19 protein-coding genes and 1 tRNA gene are annotated in these 21,898 nt (G+C 62.4%); 6 read left to right on the top strand and 14 right to left on the bottom strand.

Features of this window, described 5'->3' with window-relative positions; all coding sequences use genetic code 11:
• Positions 1–182 precede the first annotated feature (182 nt).
• Both MGMSRV2_RS05015 and MGMSRV2_RS05010 read left to right on the top strand, forming a co-directional pair.
• Positions 183–1,145 carry an SLAC1 anion channel family protein gene (locus MGMSRV2_RS05015; protein ID WP_024079264.1) on the top strand — a complete coding sequence of 321 codons (963 nt, stop codon included), beginning with the start codon at positions 183–185 and terminating at the stop codon, positions 1,143–1,145.
• A 97-nt stretch (positions 1,146–1,242) separates the two neighbouring features.
• Complete coding sequence (locus MGMSRV2_RS05010) at positions 1,243–3,966, top strand: bifunctional acetate--CoA ligase family protein/GNAT family N-acetyltransferase (RefSeq protein WP_024079263.1); 2,724 nt, start codon at positions 1,243–1,245, stop codon at positions 3,964–3,966.
• Positions 3,967–4,083: 117 nt separating this feature from the next.
• Here the strand turns inward: MGMSRV2_RS05010 and MGMSRV2_RS05005 are convergent, their stop codons facing one another.
• Positions 4,084–5,010: a serine protease family protein gene (locus MGMSRV2_RS05005; protein WP_041633456.1), complete on the bottom strand. Its 927-nt coding sequence runs from the start codon at positions 5,008–5,010 to the stop codon at positions 4,084–4,086.
• A gap of 32 nt (positions 5,011–5,042) precedes the next feature.
• A complete protein-coding gene (locus MGMSRV2_RS05000) occupies positions 5,043–7,349 on the bottom strand; it encodes a putative bifunctional diguanylate cyclase/phosphodiesterase (protein ID WP_024079261.1) in 2,307 nt (768 codons plus the stop codon).
• Between the two features lie 160 nt (positions 7,350–7,509).
• Here MGMSRV2_RS05000 and MGMSRV2_RS04995 point away from each other — a divergent pair, with 160 nt between their 5' ends.
• Positions 7,510–8,310, top strand: coding sequence for a motility protein A (locus MGMSRV2_RS04995; RefSeq protein WP_024079260.1), 801 nt, complete (start codon positions 7,510–7,512; stop codon positions 8,308–8,310).
• A complete protein-coding gene (locus tag MGMSRV2_RS04990; protein WP_024079259.1) occupies positions 8,307–8,969 on the top strand; it encodes an OmpA/MotB family protein in 663 nt (220 codons plus the stop codon). The genes MGMSRV2_RS04995 and MGMSRV2_RS04990 overlap by 4 nt, the downstream gene beginning before the upstream one ends.
• 85 nt (positions 8,970–9,054) lie before the next feature.
• Here MGMSRV2_RS04990 and MGMSRV2_RS04985 read toward each other — a convergent pair whose 3' ends face one another.
• The 3 genes from MGMSRV2_RS04985 to MGMSRV2_RS04975 form a co-directional block, all read right to left on the bottom strand.
• Entirely contained in the window at positions 9,055–9,882 is an 828-nt protein-coding gene (locus MGMSRV2_RS04985; RefSeq protein ID WP_024079258.1) for an MBL fold metallo-hydrolase, read from the bottom strand.
• A gap of 70 nt (positions 9,883–9,952) precedes the next feature.
• Entirely contained in the window at positions 9,953–10,705 is a 753-nt protein-coding gene (locus MGMSRV2_RS04980) for an SAM hydrolase/SAM-dependent halogenase family protein (RefSeq protein WP_024079257.1), read from the bottom strand.
• Positions 10,705–13,164, bottom strand: coding sequence for a sensor domain-containing protein (locus tag MGMSRV2_RS04975; protein ID WP_242410716.1), 2,460 nt, complete (start codon positions 13,162–13,164; stop codon positions 10,705–10,707). Before MGMSRV2_RS04975 ends, MGMSRV2_RS04980 begins: the two co-directional genes overlap by 1 nt.
• Positions 13,165–13,299: 135 nt before the next feature.
• Between MGMSRV2_RS04975 and MGMSRV2_RS04970 the strand changes: the two genes are divergently transcribed.
• Positions 13,300–13,581 (top strand): HNH endonuclease, encoded by a 282-nt coding sequence (locus MGMSRV2_RS04970; protein WP_024079255.1) that lies wholly within the window; start codon positions 13,300–13,302, stop codon positions 13,579–13,581.
• Here the strand turns inward: MGMSRV2_RS04970 and MGMSRV2_RS22290 are convergent.
• The 7 genes from MGMSRV2_RS22290 to gyrA form a co-directional block, all read right to left on the bottom strand.
• Positions 13,578–13,721, bottom strand: coding sequence for a YHYH domain-containing protein (locus tag MGMSRV2_RS22290; RefSeq protein WP_024079254.1), 144 nt, complete (start codon positions 13,719–13,721; stop codon positions 13,578–13,580). The two genes, MGMSRV2_RS04970 and MGMSRV2_RS22290, sit on opposite strands and share 4 nt — an antisense overlap.
• Positions 13,722–13,814: 93 nt before the next feature.
• Positions 13,815–14,129 carry a hypothetical protein gene (locus MGMSRV2_RS04965; RefSeq protein WP_024079253.1) on the bottom strand — a complete coding sequence of 105 codons (315 nt, stop codon included), beginning with the start codon at positions 14,127–14,129 and terminating at the stop codon, positions 13,815–13,817.
• Between the two features lie 167 nt (positions 14,130–14,296).
• Positions 14,297–14,372: transfer RNA gene (locus MGMSRV2_RS04960), tRNA-Lys, on the bottom strand.
• A gap of 63 nt (positions 14,373–14,435) precedes the next feature.
• Positions 14,436–14,975: a peptidylprolyl isomerase gene (locus tag MGMSRV2_RS04955; protein ID WP_024079252.1), complete on the bottom strand. Its 540-nt coding sequence runs from the start codon at positions 14,973–14,975 to the stop codon at positions 14,436–14,438.
• Between the two features lie 4 nt (positions 14,976–14,979).
• Positions 14,980–15,459 (bottom strand): peptidylprolyl isomerase, encoded by a 480-nt coding sequence (locus MGMSRV2_RS04950; RefSeq protein ID WP_024079251.1) that lies wholly within the window; start codon positions 15,457–15,459, stop codon positions 14,980–14,982.
• A 37-nt stretch (positions 15,460–15,496) separates the two neighbouring features.
• The gene (gene coaD / locus MGMSRV2_RS04945) at positions 15,497–16,006 is read right to left on the bottom strand and encodes a pantetheine-phosphate adenylyltransferase (protein WP_041633455.1); all 510 of its coding nucleotides are present in this window, start codon (positions 16,004–16,006) and stop codon (positions 15,497–15,499) included.
• Positions 15,999–18,683 (bottom strand): DNA gyrase subunit A, encoded by a 2,685-nt coding sequence (gene gyrA / locus MGMSRV2_RS04940; RefSeq protein WP_024079249.1) that lies wholly within the window; start codon positions 18,681–18,683, stop codon positions 15,999–16,001. Before gyrA ends, coaD begins: the two co-directional genes overlap by 8 nt.
• A 166-nt stretch (positions 18,684–18,849) precedes the next feature.
• Here gyrA and ssb point away from each other — a divergent pair, with 166 nt between their 5' ends.
• Positions 18,850–19,311, top strand: a complete 462-nt coding sequence (gene ssb, locus MGMSRV2_RS04935; protein WP_024079248.1) for a single-stranded DNA-binding protein — start codon at positions 18,850–18,852, stop codon at positions 19,309–19,311.
• Positions 19,312–19,377: 66 nt separating this feature from the next.
• Here the strand turns inward: ssb and MGMSRV2_RS04930 are convergent, their stop codons facing one another.
• The gene (locus MGMSRV2_RS04930; protein WP_024079247.1) at positions 19,378–20,055 is read right to left on the bottom strand and encodes a hypothetical protein; all 678 of its coding nucleotides are present in this window, start codon (positions 20,053–20,055) and stop codon (positions 19,378–19,380) included.
• 54 nt (positions 20,056–20,109) lie between these two features.
• Positions 20,110–21,894 (bottom strand): hypothetical protein, encoded by a 1,785-nt coding sequence (locus MGMSRV2_RS04925; RefSeq protein ID WP_024079246.1) that lies wholly within the window; start codon positions 21,892–21,894, stop codon positions 20,110–20,112.
• Positions 21,895–21,898 lie beyond the last annotated feature (4 nt).

Raw genomic sequence — 21,898 nt, 5'->3', positions numbered from 1 at the left:
ATATACCCACGAACCATGGGCCTGTACATCCGCCTGAACCAATCCTTCATCAATCGGTCATTCAGGGCCGAAATCAAGCAAGGCAAGGCAGCTTCGCGCATGGCACGCCTGCGCACCACCCCCTTGCCGACAGAGCCGCAAAACATTAGATACGCCTAATATCAATTTCCGGGACCGCCGCCATGAATGTCGCCGCCGATCATTCCCCCCTGCCCCACGTACCCGTCACCTTGTTCGCCTCGGTCATGGGCTTGGCCGGATTGGGATTGGCTTGGCGCAAGGGTGCGGCACTGATGGGGTTGCCATCCATGGTCGGAGAAGCGGTCCTCGCCGTCGCCGCCGTGGCCTTCATCGCCGCCGCCCTCACCTACGGCGCCAAGGCGGCGCGCTTTTTTCCGGCGGTAGTGGGGGAATTCAACCACCCGGTCCGCTCCGCCTTCTTCTCCACCATCCCCATCGCCATCTTATTGCTGGCCAGCGGGCTTTATCCTTATGCGGCGCCCGCCGCCTTCGCCCTTTGGGTCGTGGGGGCGGTGCTGCAACTGACCCTGACCGTTCGCCTGATCGTGCGCTGGATGGTGCACAAGCAGGAAATCAATCATGTGAATCCGGCTTGGTTCATCCCCATCGTCGGCAACATCATCGTCCCCATCCTGGGCGTGCGCCTGGGCCAGATGGAAATTTCCTGGTTCTTCCTGTCGGTGGGCTTGCTGTTCTGGCTGCCCATGCTGACCATCATCCTGTATCGGGTGATCTTTCACGACGCGCTGCCGCCGCGGCTGATGCCCACCTTGTTCATCCTGTTGCCGCCGCCGTCCATCGGCTATGTCGCCTATGTGGGGCTGACCGGAGCCGAGGATGCTTTCGCCCTGGTGCTGGTCAACGGCGCCCTGTTCCTGACCCTGGTGTTGCTGGCCAAGGCCAAAAGCTTCATCGGCCTGCCCTTTGCCCTGTCGTGGTGGGCCTTCACCTTCCCGCTCGACGCCGTCGCCCTGGCAGCGCTGGAACACGCTGGCCACGCCCCGGCGGGCGCATGGCCGGTGGTGGCCCTGGTCCTGCTGGCCCTGGCCAGCGTGGTCGTCCTGATCGTGGCGGCACGGACCATGGCGGCGATCCTGAAACGGACGCTGTTCGTGCCCGAGTGAACAGCCATCCACCAATTAGGGTTTTCCGTATATTGCAGCGCACAACATACAGGTCTAAGGTTGCGGTCCAAGACTATTGGTCGTACCGAGGGAAATCATGGGTGTGCGCAATTTGAAGGCGTTGTTCCGTCCGCAATCAGTTGCGGTGATTGGGGCCAGCACCAAAGCTAATTCCCCCGGCGCGGTGGTCATGCGCAATCTGATCCAGGGCAATTTCCAAGGCCCGATCATGCCGGTGGGGACGGAAAAGTCCATTTGCGGCGTCTTGGCCTATCCCGATATCGCCAGCCTGCCGGAAGCGCCCGATCTGGCGCTGGTCTGTTCGCCCGCGCCCGAAATGGTGGCGACCATGCGTGCCCTGGGCGAAAAGGGGGCCAAGGCGGCCTGCATCATGACCGCCGGCCTGCAACACAGCGCCGATTCCAGCTCGGGTCTGTCGGTGTTCGACAGCGTCCGCGCCGAGGCCAAGATCCACGGCATCCGCGTGCTTGGCCCCAATTCCATGGGCATGCTGGTTCCCGGTATCGGCCTGAACGCCAGCTTCGCCCCCGATATCGCCCCTGCCGGCAAGATCGCCTTCGTCTCGCAATCGGGCGCGCTGTGCAGCGCCGTGTTGGATTGGGCCTGCGCCAAGGGCATCGGCTTCTCCCATTTCATCCATACCGGCGAAAGCATGGATGTGGATTTCGGCCATATCCTTGACTACCTGGGCAGCGACCCCCACACCCGGGCCATCCTGCTTTATCTGCAAACCGTGGACGAACGGCGCAATTTCATGTCCGCCGCCCGTGCCGCCGCCCGCAACAAGCCCATCCTGGCCATCAAGGCCGGGCGCTCGACCGAGGGCGCCCTGGCCGCCTCGTCCCATACCGGGGCGCTGGCCGGTTCCGATCTGGTGTTTGACGCCGCCATCCGCCGCTCGGGCATGCTGCGGGTGCAGGACATCGAGGAAATCTTCGGTGCCGTCGAAACCCTGGCCCGTTCGCGCCCGATGAAAGGCAAGCGTCTGGCCATCGTCACCAATGGCGGCGGCCTGGGCGTCATCGCCGCCGATGATCTGGCCGATGGCGGCGGCGAACTGGCCGATTTGCCGCTCGACGTGGTCGACAAGCTGAACGCGCTGTTGCCGCCCAACTGGTCGCGCGGCAACCCCATCGACGTGGTCGGCGACGCCGGCGGCGAACGCTATGCCAAGACCTTGAGCATCCTGCTGGATTGCAAGTGCATCGACGCTGTGCTGGTGATGTACGCGCCCACCGCCATCTCCAACCCGGACGAAGTGGCCGAGGCGGTGATCAAGGTCTACAAGGACAAGCCGCGCGCCAATATCATGACCTGTTGGGTCGGCCATCAAAAGGTCGCCGGCGCCCGCCGCAAATTCGCCGATGCCGGCGTCCCCACCTTCGAGACCCCGCGCGCCGCCGTGCAGGGCTATCTGCATTTGCTGGAATACCGCAAGAACCAGGAAATGCTGATGGAAGTGCCGGCCTCCGCCGCCACCGATTTCGTCCCCGACGTGGCCTTGGCCAAGGGGGTGATCGCCGAGGTGATGGAACGCGGTGACAACATCCTGACCGAGGCCGAGGCCAAGACGGTGTTGTCCGCCTATGGCATTCCCACCGTCCCCACCCATATCGCCGGCACTCCGGCCGAGGCCAGCCGCATCGCCAAGACCATCGACGGTCCGGTGGCGCTGAAGATTCTGTCCACCGATATCGTCCACAAATCCGACGTGGGCGGCGTGGTGCTGAACCTGACCGGGCCGTTCGATGTGGAAAAAGCCGCCTATGCCATGCTGGACCGGGTCAAGGCCACCTATCCCGAGGCCCGCATCGAGGGCTTTACCGTCCAGCCCATGATCACCCGCCGCCCCGGCACCCAGGAACTGATCGTCGGTGTCGCCACCGACCCCATCTTCGGCCCGGTCATCCTGTTCGGCCAAGGCGGCGTGGCGGTGGAAGTGATCGGCGACCGCGCCGTCGCCTTGCCGCCCTTGAACCTCAATCTGGCCGCCGAACTGATCCAGCGTACCCGCGTCGCCCGTCTGCTCAAGGGCTATCGCGGTCGTCCGCCGGCCAATCTGGATGCCCTGCACATGACCCTGATCCAGGTGTCGCAGATGGTCATCGACCTGCCGGAAATCATCGAACTCGACATCAATCCGTTGCGCTGCGACGCCGATGGCGTGCTGGCCCTGGACGCCGCCATCAAGGTGGCCCCGGTCCCCGCCGGGTCCAATGACCGTCTGGCCATCCGCCCCTATCCGGCGGAGCAGGAGGAATGGTTCACCATGACCGACGGGCGTCAGGTGCTGCTGCGCCCGATCCGCCCCGAGGATGAACCCAATCACCACGTGCTGGTGTCCAAGCTGACGCCTGAGGACATCCGCTTCCGCTTCTTCGGTCTGGTGCACGAATTGCCGCACAGCGAGATGGCGCGGTTGACCCAGATCGATTATGACCGCGAAATGGCCTTCATCGGCGAGTTGACCTTGCCCGATGGCGCCAAGGAAACCCTGGGCGTGGTCCGCACCGTCACCGACCCCGACAACGAAGCGGCGGAATTCGCCGTGGTGGTCCGTTCCGACCTCAAGGGATCGGGCCTGGGCAAGCGCCTGCTGGTCAAGATGATCGAATATTGCCGGTCGCGCGGCACCCATGCCATCGTCGGTCAGGTGCTGAAGGACAATCGCCGCATGCTCAAATTCGTCGAGCACCTGGGCTTCGTCCAGACCAAGACCATCGACGGCGACATCGTCGAGGTAGAATACGATCTGAAGAAACCGGCGGTGACCGAACCGGAACCGCCGGAAACGGCGTGAATTTATCCGCTCCCTTTTACCGTCACTCCCGCGCAGGCGGGAGTCCAGGGGGTGCACCCACCAGCTTTTCCGCGACTCCTGGATACCCGCCTACGCGGGTATGACGGCCATTGTCCGCTATGGGCTGAAGCGAGCGCCGGGGAAAATTTTCCTAATCCAATCCCGGTGCGGGGAAACCCGGGTGAACCACGACGAATCGCCGTAACTGGCGGTGCCTGAGCCGTTGGAATTGACCGCCACGATCACCCATTGCCCGCCCACCTTCATCCAGGCCGAGCCGCCGCTGTCCCCCGATCCCAGCAGGCCGACCAAAGGATTGGCCGGTTTGTCGTCGCCGCCATAGGGGTTGGACAGGCTGCCGTCTTCGCGCCCCAGCCAGATTCCCAGATAATTGCCGCCATCGTCGTTGCGCGGCATGGGGTCGACCAGATCGACCCATTGGTCGACCACGCCTTGGGCCGCGGCCTTGTCGGACCCTTGGTAATAGCGGTCCTGCTCGCCGGTCGAGCCGATGCCGCGGCTGCCATAGCCGACAAAGGTGATCAGCTTGCCCGCCTCGCCATCACCGCCATACAGCACCGGCGGCGAACCGGCATCTTCCACCGGTCGCTTCAGCCGCAAGATGGTCAGGTCATAGCCGGTCCGCTCGTCGGTGCTGCCGTTCCAGCCCGGATGCATCCATAGCCGGTCCGGCTTGGCGATGCTGCCGTCGGGCAGCCGCACCACGTAATCGCCGGGCTTGGCCGGCTTCTCGAAGATATGGGCCGAGGTCAGGATATAGGCGTGGTCGTCATCGTTGCCGATCCAGGTGCCCGAGGCCTCGCCCCAGCTCTCGCCATCGGTGGACAAGGCCAGCACCGAGCGGAATTGCGGTTCCGCCGCCAGCCGCAGACTGGCGCCGAAACCGGCCCAGGCCTTGCTGCGCGTCCCCCCCTCGCGCCGCCACAGACTATCTTGGATGACCACGGCGAAAGCCGGTGCGGTGGCGGCGACAACCGCCAGCATAGCCATGCCGACGGCAAAACCCTGATGAAAAAAACGCATCGACCGCCCTTTGTTGATTGCCCCGCATGGGGTCAACATACACCACGGCGCAGTAATTCCGCCGCCTGATCGGCGGGCACGGCGCGACTGAACAGAAAACCCTGGATGGCGTCGCAGCCGGCCTCGGCCAGGATGGCCAATTGCTCGGGGGTTTCCACCCCTTCGGCCACCACCTTCAACCCCATGGCGTGGCCCATGGAAATGATGGCTCGGGCGATGGCGGCGTCGCCTTCATCCTCGGCCAGATCGCCGACGAAGGAACGGTCGATCTTCAGCTTGCCCACCGGAAAACGCTTGAGCCGGGCCAGCGACGAGTAACCGGTGCCGAAATCATCCACCGCCAGCCGCACCCCCAGGCCAGCGATATCGGCGAAGATGCGCTGGGCGGCATCGGCGTCTTCCATCACCGTGGTTTCGGTCAGTTCCAGTTCCAGCCGGTGCGACGGCACCCCGGCTTCGGTCAGCATCTTGCGCACCAGCATGGGCACATCCTGGCGCTTCAACTGCAACGCCGACATGTTGACCGCCACCGGCACCGGCGGAATGCCCATGCGGTCCCAATCGCGCATCTGCTTGCAGGCATGGCGCAACACCCATTCACCGATAGGGCCGATCATGCCGTTGCCTTCGGCCATGGGGATGAACTCGACCGGCGAGATCCAGCCGTCATCGGCGTGATTCCAGCGCAGCAAGGCCTCGAACGAGATGATGCGGCGGCTTTGGGTATCGACGATGGGCTGGTAATGCAATTCCAACTCGTTACGCTGGATGGCCTTGCGCAGGTCGCTTTCCAGCCGTCGGCGCTGGGCCAGTTCGGCATCCATGGTCGGCGCGAAAAAGCGATAGCCGTTCGGATTGTCCTCGATGGCCCGGTACATGGCCATGTCGGCATTCTTCAGCAAGGTATCGGCGTCGGCGCCGTCATCAGGGTACAAGGTGATGCCGATGGCCGCCCCCACCTGCACGTCGTGACCATTGATGTCGAACGGGCGGCGCATGGCCTTGGTCAGGCTGCCGGCCAGTTCCACCACCGTTTCTCCTCCATCGGTAGTCAGCAGCAAAAAGCCGAATTCGTCGCCACCGACCCGAGCCAGACTTTCGACGCCGCGGGCCGTGCTCATCAATCGCTCGGTAATGGCCAGCAGCAGATGGTCGCCGCCGTCATGGCCCAAAACGTCGTTGTAATGGCTGAAATCATCCAGGTCCAAGATCAGCACCGCCAATCCGTGGCGTTCGGTCTTGGCTCGACCGATGGCGCGCTGGATCTGTTCGCGGAACAGCAGGCGGTTGGGCAGCGCCGTCAGGGCATCGTGGTTGGACAGAAAGCGGATGCGTTCCTCGGCCCGACGGCGCTCGGTGACGTCTTCCTGCACCACCACGTAATGGCTGATGCGCCCCTGATCGTCGCGGATCGGCGTCACGTTCTGATCGACCACATAAAGGGTGCCGTCGCGGCGACGCAAATTAAGCTCGCCGCGCCAGTTCTCGCCTCGTTTCAAAGCTTCATCCATGCGGCGGTCGCGCTCCGCGCCCATCAGCAGACGGCGGGCGCCCCGGCCCATGGCCTCGTTTTCGGCCCAACCGGTCAACTGGCTGAAGGCCTGATTGCACCATTCGATGCGCCCGGCGCGATCCGTGATGAAGATGGCGTTGGCGGTGGCGGCCATGGCCTCGCCCTGCAAACGCAGCAAAGCCTGCGAGCGGCGGCGGCCTTCGCTTTCACGCGCCCGGCTTTCGCGGTCGGCGGCGATCAGCAGGGCGACGCCCAGGCCAATGGACAAAACCTGGGTCAGCATGAAGCCATAGGGCACCGCCTGCGGCACTGCCGCCAGCCAGGGGTAATCCAGCTTGTGCAGCCCCCACAGGGCGAACAGCAGCGCCACCAGGCTATAACCGTTCCCCGGAATCCGGCGGGCGCGGCGCCAGAACACCAGGGCAGCGGCAAGCATGGCGGCACCGATATAAAGTGAAGAGGGAATGATGGCGGCCATGGGGGCGATATGGATGCTGGCCCACACCACCCAACCCATCAGCGAAACCGTGGTCACCGCGATCAGCAGCCACAGACGGCGACACCCCTTGTGCGGACACAATCCGGCCAACAACACGGTGCCTGCGGCCACGTGAATGACCTCGGCCCACAGAATCACCTGTTGCGGTGCCACCGAGCCCGATATGGCCATGAACAGGAAGCGGAAGGCGAACAAGGCGAAGGCAATGGCGAAAACCGGCATGGCCCTGGTCGAACCATGCCCCCGCCCGACAAAGGCCAAGGCGACCGCCAACACAAGATTGCCAAGAAAGGCGCCAAAGATCACCGTGGGCGCGGCTGCGTCCATTCCCATCCCTTCTAACCCGTCGCCCCACCCTGTGCGGAACTCTAGCGATTTGGCCGAATGATGCAAGCATCGCCTGACTATTGCCCTTGTCGCCTATTTGCCTCAAGATACGAACAGGCGCCGCCTTCGACCGGCGTAGTGTTTGGGGGAAGGTCCGGGAATGTCGCTGGCAACCTTGATCGGCTTCATTGCCGGTATCGTTCTGTTCCTCGGCTCGATTTACCTGGCCACTGACAATTACTTGGTCTTCCTCGACTTCCCGTCGTTTTTGATGGTTGTCGGCGGCACCTTCGCATCGACCTTCATCTCGTACGAACCGCGTTACGTCATGCAGGCCTTCCGCCTGATGAGTTCGATTTTTTTCGCCCCCAAGATTCAGCGCGGCGTATTGCAAGGCGAAGTCGGGCGTTGCATACGCTGGGGCTACCTGATCCAGAAGACCGGCCTGAATGCGCTGGAAGCCGACACCGCCAAGCTGAAGAAACAGGACCGTTTCCTGGGTTTCGGCGTCGATCTGGTCATCGCCGGCTATACCGGGGCCGAAGTGCGGCAGATCATGACCAATTCCATTGAAACCACCTTTCAGCGCAATTGCGTGCCCGCCGACATCCTGCGCAACATGGCCGGCACGGCGCCTGCCTATGGCATGATCGGCACCCTGATCGGTCTGATCATCATGCTGGGCAAGATGGGTGCCGATCCGGCGGCCCTGGGTCCCGGCATGGCGGTGGCGCTGATCACCACGCTTTACGGCGTGCTGCTGCCGCGACTGGTGCTGCTGCCCGCCGCCAGCAAAATCCAGCAGCGCGAGGAAATCGTCCGCTTCCGCAATTATCTGGTGGCCGAAGGGTTGTGCCTGCTGGCCGAGCGCAAGAATCCGCGCTTCATCCAAGATGCCATGAACAGCTTCCTTGATCCCTCCATCCACTTCGACATCGACAAGCAGATGAAGAACAAATGAGTCTGTTCGAAAAGAAACAGTCCCAGGAAGTCGATGCGTCATGGATGGAAACCTATGGCGACATGGTCACCTTGTTGCTGTGCTTCTTCATCATGCTGGCCTCCATTTCCAAGATCGATACCGTGTTATTTGAAAAAGTCCAGTCGGGCATGACCAGCGAGATCGGCAAGCAACCGCCGCAGCGCCCGATCGAGAATATGCGTCAGGAATTGACCCAGGCCGCCGCCACCGTGCAAGGCTCCGACGATGCCGTCGATGTGGGTACCGATGATCGCGGTGTGGTCATGAACTTGGATGCTGGGGCCATGTTCACCCCGGGTTCGGCCGATATCAAGCCGACCATGGTGCCGCTGCTGAAGGAACTTGCCGGCACCTTGAACCAGCCCCGCTTTGACAATTACCGCCTGGAAATCCAGGGCCATACCGACAGCACGCCGGTGAAGACCGCGCAATTCCCTTCCAATTTCGATCTGGCCTCGGCCCGCGCCCTGGCGACCATGCGCGCCTTCGTCAGCCTGGGGGTGGCAGAAAGCAAGATGATCGTCGCCGCCTATGGCCAATACGCCCCGCGCGTGCCCAACACGCTCGAAGACGGTACGCCCCTGCCCGCCAATCAGGCGCTGAACCGCCGCGTCGCCATCCACATCTATCCGCGCTGATACCAAGTCTCGAGGGGTGCGGAGCATCCCGCCCGCCGATTGAGGGCGCCGCTGATCGGTTCCGATCAGCGAGACAATGAGTCTCTCAGGCGACGGTCACTTCCATACCGTCGCGGGCGACCAAGGTACCATCCCAGGCCTGCTTGGCCTCAGCTTCCAGCTTGGCCATGAAGACGTCGTCATGCTCGGGGTCATGGTGGAAAATGGCCAGCCGCCCGACCCCGGCGGCCCGACACAGCCGGACACCCTCCTGCCAGGTGGAGTGGCCCCAGTGGATTTTGGCCTGAAACTCGTCGTCGGTATAGGTGCTGTCATAGATGACCAGATCTGCCCCTTGGATCAGGCCCAACACGTTCTCGTCAGGTTGTCCCGGCACGTGTTCGGTATCGGTGACATAACACACTGATTTGCCCTGGTATTCCACCCGATAGCCGGTGGCCTGATTGGGATGGCGCAAGGGGGCGGTCTTCACCACCACGCCGTCCACCGGATGCAATTCGTCGCCGGCACGGAAATCGTGAAAGCTCAGGCGACTGCGCATGGTTTCCAAGGGCACCGGAAAAGTCGGGTTTTCCATTTGCTTGGCCAGCACCGCCTCGATGGCGCCGGCTTGACCGTTCAAATGACCAGCCATCACCTGCAAGCCGAAGGCCGGGTTGAAGGCGGGGGCGAAAAAGGGAAAGCCGTTGATGTGGTCCCAATGGGTATGGGTAAACATCAGCGTCGCCGACGAAGTACCACGGTTGAACAGATCGCGCCCCAGCATGCGGATACCGGTACCGGCATCAAAGATCAGGACGTTGTCACCCAGACGGAATTCGACGCACGAAGTGTTGCCGCCATAGACCACATGGTCGGGCGAAGGACAGGCGATGCTTCCGCGCACGCCCCAGAACTTCACCACATATCCCATTGCTTACAACCCCCGACCATTCCGAAAAAACATTATAATTTCCCATATGGGATGGCATCGGAATTTTCCCCTATATGGAAACATTTTTTTCGCCCCAAACGACGACATCCCCCACATTCAGCGTCAATTGCCGGGCGGCATGACCACGATTGACCGATATTTCCACCAACCCGATGGAATTCACGTACCAAAAGCCCGCCCCCGGCACAGTGTCGGAATAGGTCCGTGCCGGCGGCAAGGCATAGTTCCCAACGTGCAGGAATTGATCGGCGAGCACACAAGATTCGCGCAAACCGGTCATGGCGTTGCCGTAGGGGTCGATATAGACGATGCGGGCCAGATCATCGGGCCAATCGCCGCCGACCATGCCCTGGCTCAACGGAGCGGCCAGATCATCGGGACGGGTACCGGCGGCCAGCGCCGCCGCTACAGGGGCGAACAGGTCACGGCCATGAAAGGTGGCGCTTAATGTTTGCGGTCGCCAAGTGATGGCCCAAACCCGGCTGTTCACCGCCCTGCGCAGGACTAACGCCAACAGGCCGTTATCGGGACCGACCAAAAAACGCCCATCGACCTGAACGATCAGCGGCAATCGGGCGCCGCCGACACCGGGATCGACCACCGCCATGATCACCGCATCCGCCGGCATCTGCGGCAACAGCGCCGCCAGCAGATAGGCCGAGGCCATGGGGTCGAATGCCGGAGCGTCGGCCATCAGGTCGATCACCGGCACGCCGGGGGCATGAACATGAAGGGCCGCCTTGACCTGCCCCACATAGGGACCGGTAGTGCCGAAATCGGTGAACAGACAGATGGGCCGCATCAGTGCAGATGTACCGACGGTCCCGGCCCCCGCTCATCCAGCCCGAAACGATTGTCGAGCAGGGCGAAAATCTGCTCCGCCGGCACCGGACGGCTGAACAGATAGCCCTGGGCTATATCGCAGCCGATGGCCCGCAGCCTTGCCAATTGTTCGGCGGTTTCCACCCCCTCGGCGATGACCTTCAGCCCCAAGCCGGTGGCCATGGCGACGATGGTATCCACCAAAACCTTGCGTTCGTGCCGCTCGAGCATGCCGATCATGAACGAGCGGTCGATCTTCAGGGTATGGAACGGATAGCGCTCCAGGTAACTCAACGACGAATAGCCGGTGCCGAAATCGTCGATGGCCAGATGGACGCCCATGTCATGCAGGCCCTGCAACAGGCCATCGATATCGCCGCGCTCCTTCAGCAACAGGCCCTCGGTGATCTCAAGTTCCAGATTGCCGGCGGGAAAGCCGGTTTCGCGCAAGATGGTGCGGACGTCATCAAGGAAGGCACCGTCCTGGAACTGCCGGGGCGAGACGTTGACGCACAACAGCAAATCGGGGTGGCCACCTTGCAACCAGGGCAGCGCCGTCTGGCAGGCCTGGCGCAACACGTCACGGCCAATGGGCACGATCAGACCGCACGTCTCCGCCTGGGGAATGAAACGGTCGGGCGGCACGCTGCCCAGCTCCGGATTGTTCCAGCGCAACAAGGCCTCGATTCCAGCAACGCGCCCGCTTTCCACATGCACCAGCGGCTGGAAATGCAGGAACAATTGCTCGGTGCCGACGGCGCGGCGCAATTCGCTTTCCAGCCGCAAGCGGGCCTCGGCCTCGTCGTTCATGCGGGCGGTGAAACAGCAATAGCGGTTCCGCCCGGCCAGCTTGGACTGGTACATGGCGATATCGGCGTTGCGCAGCAGGGTTTGCGGCGTCCGTCCGTCTTCCGGGTACAGCGCCACGCCGATACTGGCGGTGGTGATCAGGTCACGGCGGCTGATGGTGAAGGGTTCGACAAAGGCCTGGACGATTCGATCCGCCGCCCACTCGGCCTGCTCTGGCGACACCAGCGGCAGGATGACCAGGAATTCGTCACCGCCAAAACGCGCCACCATCCCCCCCTCGCCCACCGCCTGACACAGGCGCTCGGACGCCAAAATCAGCAATTCGTCGCCATATTCGTGACCAAGGGAATCGTTGATGCCTTTGAAATCATCCAGATCGACGAACAGCAGGCCGACACGGGTACCGGCATCACGGGCCTCTTCCGTCGCCACCGTCAGGCGATCCAACGCCATGGCCCGATTGGGCAGATCGGTCAGGCCGTCATAAAGCGCCTGATGCAGGATTTTGCGGTCCTGTTCCTTACGCAGGGACACATCCTCGACCACCACCAGATGGTGGGTGATCTCGTGCCCTTGCGGTGCCACCGGCGAGGCGAAAATCTGCTGCCAGCGCAGCTTGCCGTCTTCAGCGACAACCGGCACCTCGCCGCCCCAATCGGCACCACGACACAAGGCCTGCCACATCTCGCCAAACCAGGCCCGGGACTGCCCCGGATACAACCCAGCCAACGGATGCCCGATAACGGTATCGGCGGCATGGCCGGTGATGCGCTGGTGGGCCGGATTGACATATTCGACCAATCCCTGATCAGTCACCACCGCCACCGCCACCGGACTTTGCTCGACCGCCTGCGATAGCAGATTAAGGCTGGTTTCGGCCTTCTTCTGCTCGGTCAGGTCGCGGATACAGGTGACGCGCACGGCGACGTCGCCCATCCAGCTTTCCTTGGAATGGATTTCCATGGGAAAGACCGAGCCATCCTTGCGCACGCCACGGACTTCATAGGGCTTCTGATACTGGATACGGACCATTTCCCTGGCCAGCGGCAAATCATCGGTATGAATGACGTTCCAGGCGGTCAAGGTGTCGAAATCGGCGCGCTCATAGCCGAACAGATCGTGGAAAGCACGATTGCAGTCGAGGATGCGGCCTTGGAAATGGATGCAGATGGCTTCGTTGGTGACGTCGGACAAACGACGGAAGCGATCTTCGCTGTCTTCCAAGGTCTTACGCATGCGGTGGTTTTCGCTGATGTCGCGCAGCACGCCGCGCACACCGTTGAAGCGGCCCTGGTCGTCGAAGACGGCGCAGCCATAGGCCACCACCCAAACGTCGCTACCGTCCTTGGCGCGGGCCTGGAACTCGACCCGCACGGCCTCTCCCTGACCGGCACGGACCAGATCAAGCACGACCTTGCGATCGGACGCCACGGCGTAAATGACGCTGACATCATGGCCAACCAGTTCCGTCGCGTCATAACCAAGCAGGCGCCTGACGTTGGGACTGACCCACAAAATACGCCCATCACCACCGACGCTGATCACCGCATCGGGCAGACGCCCCAGGATGATGTCCAGCATGTCGGATGGCAAGTCACTCAGCCCGGACGCTTCCGGTCCTGCCGCCATTTCCACCCCCAAATGTTGCCTGCCGGAATTAAAGGCTGTTTCCGCCTTCTTTTCTGTTACTCCGGTCAAGGGGCTCAAGGATGAACAAAACATGTTAAGCTTGTCCACCTTTTCTTGGTGGGGCATCTTTCGGTCATGTCGGAACAGTGGCGTCGGGCCCGTTGCCAGCAATTGTGGGAAGAACAACAGGGCCTGTGCTTTTATTGCGGCGCGACCATGGCCGCCCCCATAAGCCAAAGGCTGCGCCACCGCAAGCGCCCGGATGCCGCCACCATCGACCATGTGGTGCCGCAATCCCAAGGCGGCGCGGCCGAATGGCCGAACGAAGTCGCCGCCTGCCGTGCCTGCAACGCCGCCAAGGCGGACACAGCGCCCACAGCCAACGACCTGGAACGCTTGCAGGCATTAAAAACCTAACGCTTGCTACGGTGACAGTGATACTCGCCGGTCTTGCGATTGTGGTGACAGCCATCCCTATCCAAACCACCCGGATGGGCCTGAGCCGGCAGGCTGTCGACAATAAAAATAGCGGCGACAAACAAAGCGATCAGACGCATCGCATCACCATAATGATGTCTACGCAGACATAAAAACTACTTTAAATTGCCGATGAAGCCAACACAAACCAACGCGGGGCGCGCTGTCGGCATTCACGAATCGGACGTTTCCCAGTGATCGGCCAGGGAGGTGATGGCATCGGACATCAGACGATGATCCTTGGCCTTTTCCAGCACGGCCATGACGATGGCTGCTTCGGTTCCGATCAGTTCCGCCGCCAGCAAGGCGGGGACGAATCCGTCACTTTCCAGCACCTGGCCGGCCTGACGCCATTGACGATGCCGCCCGCCCCGGCCTTCTGCCTCGAAGCAATCGCGCAGCGCCTCATCGGCGGGTTCCTTGCGGTGGATGCGAAAGGCCAGCGACCGCAATAGCCTTATTTTCTCTTCGTGGCCGTTGCGCGCCATGACGATCTCCCGGCAATGGGGACAGCCCCCGTTGCGACGAACGCACTATTGGCCGCAATGTCTGAATAAGCAAGGGCTTGCAGCCCTGCCATGCACGGATACCCTATCTTGGGATAGGATAAGAAAAAGGGCTTGGAGCATCGGCCCAAGCCCTTTTTCTTCGTTTTTGGTGAGCCCGATGGGACTCGAACCCATGGCCCCATGATTAAAAGTCACGTGCTCTACCGACTGAGCTACGGGCTCTCACCTTCAAAACGGGGGCACACCATAGGGATATGATGCGCCCCGGTCAACCGTGGAAAACGATCACTTCACATCGGCGGCGACGCGCATGCGCACCACCTTGTCGGGATTGGGGACGACGCCGCTGCTGTCCGTGCCCTTGGTGATGCGGTCCACGTGTTCCATGCCCTGGATGACGTTGCCCCAGATGGTGTATTTGCCATCCAAGGACGGCGCGCTGGCCAGCATGATGTAGAACTGGGAATCGGCGGAATTGGGGCTGCTGGCCCGAGCCATGCCGACCACGCCACGGACGAAATGCTCGCCCGAGAATTCAGCAGCCAACTTGGTGCCGGAACCACCGGTGCCGGTGCCGGTGGGATCGCCACCCTGGGCCATGAAGCCTTCGATGACCCGATGGAACGGCGTGCCGTTATAGAAGCCCTTGCGGGTCAATTCCTTGATCCGCTCCACGTGCTTGGGCGCCAGATCGGGGCGCATCTCGATCACCACCTGGCCCCAGGGCAGGTCCATGATCAAGGTGTTTTCCGGGTCGGCGGCCTGGGCCGGCTGGAAAGCCGCGGCCAGCACCAGCACGGCGGCGAGGACGATCTTTTTCAGCATGGACTTATTCCTCGACATCGGCGGCGACGGTCAGCTTGACGATGCAATCGGGATCTTCCACCGAGCCGTTGCGGGACGCGGCGCCCTTCTTGATGTTGTCGACGAGGTCCAGTCCCTCGACCACCTGACCCCAGATGGAATACTGGTTGTCCAGATGCGGCGCCCGGTCGAACATGATGAAGAACTGGGAATCGGCGGAATTGGGATTGGCGGCGCGGGCCATGGAGCAGGTGCCGCGCACGTGCTTTTCCTTGGAGAATTCCGCTTCCAGCTTCTGGCCCGAGCCTCCCATGCCGGTGCCCTGCGGACAGCCGGTCTGGGCCATGAAGCCGGGGATCACCCGGTGGAACTTCAGGCCGTCATAATAGCCCTGGCGCACCAATTCCTTGATGCGGGCCACATGCTTGGGAGCGAGATCGGGGCGCAGCTCGATCACCACTCGACCATCTTTGAGGTCGAGAAACAGGGTATTTTCGCGGTCCAAATCGATCCTCCCATAGGCGGGGTGAGGGCCTTGCGGCCTAATTGCTTTCGCTTATGAATTTCTCGTCCAGGCTGGCCCGCACCCGCGGGCTGACAAAGGACGAAATGTCGCCGCCCAAGCGGCCGATTTCCTTGACGAAGCGCGACGAAATAAACTGGCACCGTTCCGACGCCATCAAAAACAAGGTCTCGATCTGCGGCGACAGCCGGGCATTCATGCCGGCCATCTGGAATTCGTACTCAAAATCAGACACCGCCCGCAAGCCGCGGATGATGATGCGGGCGCCGCAATCACGGGCAAAATCCACCAGCAGATTGTCGAAGGCGCGGACTTCGATGATGACGTTGTGTTGTTTCGCCACCTCGGCCACTTCCGCCTCGACCAGGGCCACCCGCTCGTCCAGCGAGTAAAGCGGCCCCTTGCCGGCATTGATGGCCACCGCCACGATCAACTTGTCCACCACCTTGGCCGCCCTGGTGACGATGTCCAGGTGGCCGTTGGTTATGGGGTCGAAGGTACCAGGATAAAGACCGATCCGTTCACTCATCATCCCCTCCGGGTGGTGTGGCTGCGGTATCGTCTCCCTCGTCGAATTCTTCTTCCGACTCTTCGTTGGAGCCGTTCAGATCACACAGACGGGCGGTGGAAACCACTCGCTCGTTCTCGGCGGTGCGCAAGACGATGACACCCTGGGTCTTGCGTCCGGCGATACGGATATCGTCCACCGGCATGCGGATCAGGGTGCCGCCATCGGACACCAGCATGATTTCATCGTCGTGGCCGACCGGGAACGACGCCACCACCGGCCCGTTCTTTTCCGTCAGGTCGATATTGGCGATACCTTGGCCGCCGCGTCCGGTGATGCGGTATTCATAGGCCGAGGTGCGCTTGCCGTAACCGTTCTCGGTCACCGTCAGGATCATCTGCTCGGATTCGCTCATGCGTTCGGCCTCGGGGCCGGTCAGGTCATTGCGCAGGTAAGCGTCGCGGGTTTCCATGTCGAATTCCACATGGCGCAGCACCGACATGGAGATGACCTGATCGGCGTCATCCAGGCGGATACCACGCACGCCGGTGGAATCGCGGCCCTTGAACACGCGGACGTCGCCGACCTGGAAGCGGATGGCCTTGCCCAGACGGGTGGCCAGCAGAATGTCGTCACTGTCGGAACAGGGCTGAACGGCGATCAGTTGCTCGCCGTCATTGAGCTTCATGGCGATCTTGCCGTTGGCGCGGATATCGACGAAATCCGACAGCAGATTGCGGCGCACGTCACCCTTGGAGGTGGCGAAGGCCACGTGCAGATCTCCCCAGGTGCTTTCATCCTCGGGCATGGGCATGACGGTGGAGATGGTCTCGCCCTCGCCCAAGGGCAGGATGTTGACCATGGCCTTGCCCCGGGCCTGCGGTGTGCCCAGCGGCAGACGATAGACCTTGAGCTTGTAGGCGATACCGGTGGAGGAGAAGAACAGCACCGGGGTATGGGTGCTGGTGACGAAGACCTGACTGAGGAAATCCTCGTCCTTCATGCTCATGCCCGAGCGGCCCTTGCCGCCGCGCTTTTGGGCACGGTAGGTGGACAACGGCACCCGCTTGATATAGCCGGTGTTGGTCACCGTCACCACCATGTCCTCGCGGGCGATCAGATCCTCGATATCGGCCTCGAATTCGGAATCCTCGATGGTGGTGCGGCGCGGCGTGGCGAACTGGTTGCGCATGTCCACCAGTTCGTTGCGCATGACCTCCAAAAGCTTGGGCCGCGACGACAGGATTTCCAGGAATTCCTTGATCTGCTCGCCGATCTCGCGCAGTTCGTCGCCGATCTTGTCGCGTTCCAGCCCGGTCAGGCGGTGCAGACGCAGATCCAGGATGGCCTTGGCCTGGACTTCCGACAGCGAATAGGTGCCGTCGACGATGCCGCGACCGGGTTCATCGATCAGACGGATCAGCGGTTCCACATCCAGCGCCGGCCATTTGCGCGCCATCAGCTGCTCACGCGCGACGGCCGGGTCCGACGCTTCGCGGATCAGCTTGATCATATCGTCGATATTGGCAACGGCGATGGACAGCCCCACCAAGACGTGGGCGCGGTCGCGGGCCTTGCCCAGTTCGAAGATGGTGCGCCGGGTGATCACTTCCTCGCGGAAGCGCAGGAAGGCGGCGATGATCTCGCGCAGCGTCATCATCTGCGGCCGACCGCCGTTCAAGGCCAGCGAGTTGACGCCGAACGAGGTCTGCAAGGGCGTGAACTTGTAAAGCTGGGCCAGCACCACGTCGGCGATGGCGTCGCGCTTGATCTCGATGACGACGCGTACGCCGTCGCGGTCGGATTCGTCACGCAGGTCGGAGACGCCCTCGATCTTCTTGTCGCGCACCAGTTCGGCGATCTGCTCGAGCATGCGCGCCTTGTTGACCTGATAGGGCACCTCGGTGACGATGATCGCCTCGCGGTCCTTGCGCACTTCCTCCACGTGGCAGCGCCCGCGCATGACCACCGAGCCGCGCCCGGTCAGTTGGGCGGCGCGAATGCCGGAGCGGCCCAGAATGGTGCCGCCGGTGGGGAAGTCGGGACCGGGCACCAGTTCCATCACCTCTTCCGGGGTGATGTCGGGGTTATCGATCATGGCGCAGCAGGCGTCGATGACCTCGCCCAGATTGTGCGGCGGAATGTTGGTGGCCATGCCGACGGCGATACCGCCGGCGCCGTTGACCAAAAGATTGGGGTAACGTGCCGGCAGGACCAGCGGCTCCACCGACGAATCGTCGTAATTGGGACCGAAATCGACGGTGTCCTTGTCGATGTCCTCGATCAGGAAATGCGCCGACCGGGCCATGCGGGCCTCGGTGTAACGCATGGCCGCCGCCTTGTCGCCGTCCATGGAACCGAAATTGCCCTGGCCGTCGATCAGCGGCAGACGCATGGAAAAGCTTTGCGCCATGCGCACCATGGCATCGTAAATGGCCGAATCGCCATGGGGGTGATACTTACCCATGACGTCACCGACGATGCGGGCCGATTTGCGGAACGGCTTGTTGTAGTCGTAACCGCCTTCCTTCATGGCGAACAGGATGCGGCGGTGCACCGGCTTCAGGCCATCGCGCACATCGGGAAGCGCGCGCGACACGATCACGCTCATGGCGTAATCGAGATACGAGCGGCGCATCTCTTCCTCGATGGTGACCGGGGTAACGTCGAATTGGGACGGAGACGGAATGGCGGTCAAAGGAGATATCCCTAAAAAACCAGAACTTGGCGGCGGGCACTTGGCGGCCCGCGGTGGCGCACGCTACCAGATATCGTGCATTGCGACAACAGGGGGTCGGGTGTTGAACCCTTGACCGACAAGGGACTATTGTCCAGCCCCAAGTTTCAACAGGAGAGTCGGGGACATGGCTGGGTCCGTCAACAAAGTCATTCTGGTCGGCAATCTGGGACGCGACCCCGAGGTCCGCACCGCCCAGGATGGCTCGAAGATCGTCAATCTGAACATCGCCACCTCGGAATCCTGGAAGGACCGGTCCAGCGGCGAACGCCGGGAAAAGACCGAATGGCACCGCGTGGTGATCTTCAACCCCAATTTGGCCGACGTGGCCGAGCGCTTTTTGCGCAAGGGCTCCAGCGTCTATATCGAAGGGGCATTGCAGACCCGCAAGTGGACCGATCAGCAGGGCGTGGAAAAGTATTCCACCGAAGTGGTCATCGGTCGCTTCAAGGGTGAACTGACCTTGCTGGGCGGTCGCGGCGAAGGCGGCGGCGGCCAGGGCGGTGGCGGCGGCTATGATGATGGCGGCTATGGCGGCGGCTCGGGCTGGGAACCGCCGCCGGATCTGGACGACGACATTCCGTTCTGAGCTTTACCGCATTCGGTTTTGCAAAGCACCCCTGGGGCGTAAACCCCAGGGGTGCTTTCTTTTGCCCTAATCAACCCATTCATCGTTGATGACGATGGTCCGGCAATCGTCGGCGTGTTCCTCGCACGCGGCCAGCGCCGCCTTCTCGGCATCCGCCGCCGAAGACCGCCCGCTACGCCAACCGTAGGAGCCATCCGCCGCCGATGCCCAAGCCTTGTGGCCAGCGGCTTTCAGATACTTACCGAACGCCTCTTTGCCACTGGCGGACAAGCCGTCGGGATAAGTATTCGACGAGGCCCGAGCCGCGCTGTCCGGCTTGTCGCAGAACGCCGTGCACACCTGTTTGCTGGTCACCTTGCCGCCGCAAAGCTGCCAGCACCGATTGCTGGTTTGCACACATTCATTGCGGCAAGCCGAGGACGAGGTTGAACACTGATAGGTCTTGAGGAAGTGACTTTCGTCGTACTTGATCGGGGCGTTGTTGCGGCGCTGTTCGCGGACGTATTGATTATATTTCGCCCGCGCATCGTCGCGCGCGTCGTCTTCGCATTCCCGCTTCTTGAGCTGGGCGGAATAGTCGCAATTCTGGGTACAGGCGTTTCGTGTGTTTTCGCATTGCGAGGTACAGACCCGCCCTTCCGCCGTGACCGCCGGCGTATATGCATACTGGGTTTCGTAAATCGGGCCGCACCCGGCAAGCGCCAAGCCGAGTACACCCATCATCATCACAGCGATAATCCGCATCTCTCCCCCCTGAACTGACAACAGCCGCCTCCATCGCGACCGGAATCCATCTTCTCAGGGAAATTGCCTGGGCTCAAGCCCACCAGGATAGGGGAAAATCGCCAACACCTTGCCACTTTCCCGCTCGGCCAGCACTGCTTGCGGTCCACGCGGCAAGGCAGGGAAAGCCTGCGCCACCGCATCATTCCACGACACCACCAGCAGGTGACGGGCATTGCCCACCCTGGATAAATAGCGATCCGGAGTGAAATCGTCGAAGCCGGTGGTATAGACGCTCAGATCGGGGCTGCCATCCCATTCATAACTGGCCATCACGTGACTGAGCCCGCTGCCCCTGGCATCGATCAGGGCGATTTCATCGAGGTTCATGCCGTTAACCTGCTGCAAGGTGGCGCGCAGGAATACCTTGGCCGGCTCCAGGTCGAAGCGGATGTGGCGAATACCCACCAGCGGCGCCGCCACGATCAGCATTACCGCCAGGATGGTGGCGGGGCGGCCCAGGCGCGGCTGCGGCCAACGGCGCAGGGCCCAGACCGCAAAGACGGCGATCAGCAACGCCGTCAGCAGGCCGAGATGGGTGTTGTAGCGCCAATAGCTGGCCACCCGCTCGCCCTCACCTTTGATGAAGATGGCGATATAGGCCAACAACAGAAAGGCATTGTAGCCGACGAAAACCAGGGCCACGGCGCGAACCAGCCGCCCGCTCTCACCCAAGGGGCGAAACAGTCCGACCACAGCGACGGCGCAGGCCGCCAGCATGGCGCCGAAATAGCCGCCCTTGTTGCCGGCCACTTCGGCCATGCCCAGGGCGACCACTCCCAGGATGTCGAAATGCCATTGCGACAGCGGGCGCAGGGCCATTTCCTCGCCGGCCAGATTGCCGGCGACGAAATGACGCCACAACCACCACACCGCCATCCCCGGCAGCGCCGCCACCACCAGCTTCAGCAAAGTACCGGCGGGGGGAAAACGCCAAGCCCGGAACATCAGCACGAAGGTGCTGCCCAACAACAGCACCACCAGCACCAGATTGGACGGCTTTTGCGTCACCAAGGTGGCGCAGCACAGGCCCAGGGCCAAGGCCAGCCGCCAGCCCGGCTGCTCAGCCAGTCGCCAGCCCAGCCACAGCCCGGCCAGCACCATGGCCGAGGTCGGCACGTCGGCATAGGCGGTGAACACCAGCTTGGGCACGAAAGTGGTGCCCAAGGCGGTGACCAGCAGCGCCCCCCAGGCGTGATGGCCCCAGCCGGGCTTGTCCCCGGCGGCCAGGATGCGGGCCAGCAACTCGGCGCACAAGGCCAGTTGGAACAGATTGAGCAGGCCGGGCACCGCTTCGGAAAAACCGATCAGCCGTGACGACAGCCAACCCAACAGCGGCCAGCCATAGGGATAGGCGGCGCAGCACGATTCAATGGCCGGACGGCCCTTGCCCGGCAAGGTGGCGAAGGCATCGAGATAGCGGAAAGCATGCAGCCAATGGGAAAACTCGTCCCATTCCGAGGCGATGCGGCCCGAGATCAGCAAAGCCAGCGGCAGCACCAGGACCAGACTCATCCACCCCGTCGGCAGCCGACGGGCGCGGATCTCCAGCCCCAGCGCCAGTGCGGCCAAAGCCCAGATCAAGTAAGGCAGCAAAACCAGCGAGCCGTCGCCCATGGTCCCCAGCACGGTCATCGCCAGCACCGCCGCCCCCCAGCCGGCGCCGAAGGTGATCAGGTCGGGTAATTGCGCCCCCACCAGCAGGCGCCCGACCAGCCATAATTGGGCGATGGCGGCCAAGGCCCCGAGAACGGGCAACAAAGAAATCCCGGCAAACGCGCTTTGCAACAAGTCCAGCATGATA

The sequence above is a fragment of the Magnetospirillum gryphiswaldense MSR-1 v2 genome (genome assembly GCF_000513295.1).
Lineage (GTDB): Bacteria > Pseudomonadota > Alphaproteobacteria > Rhodospirillales > Magnetospirillaceae > Magnetospirillum > Magnetospirillum gryphiswaldense.
This window is presented reverse-complemented; position numbering and strand designations above follow the sequence as displayed.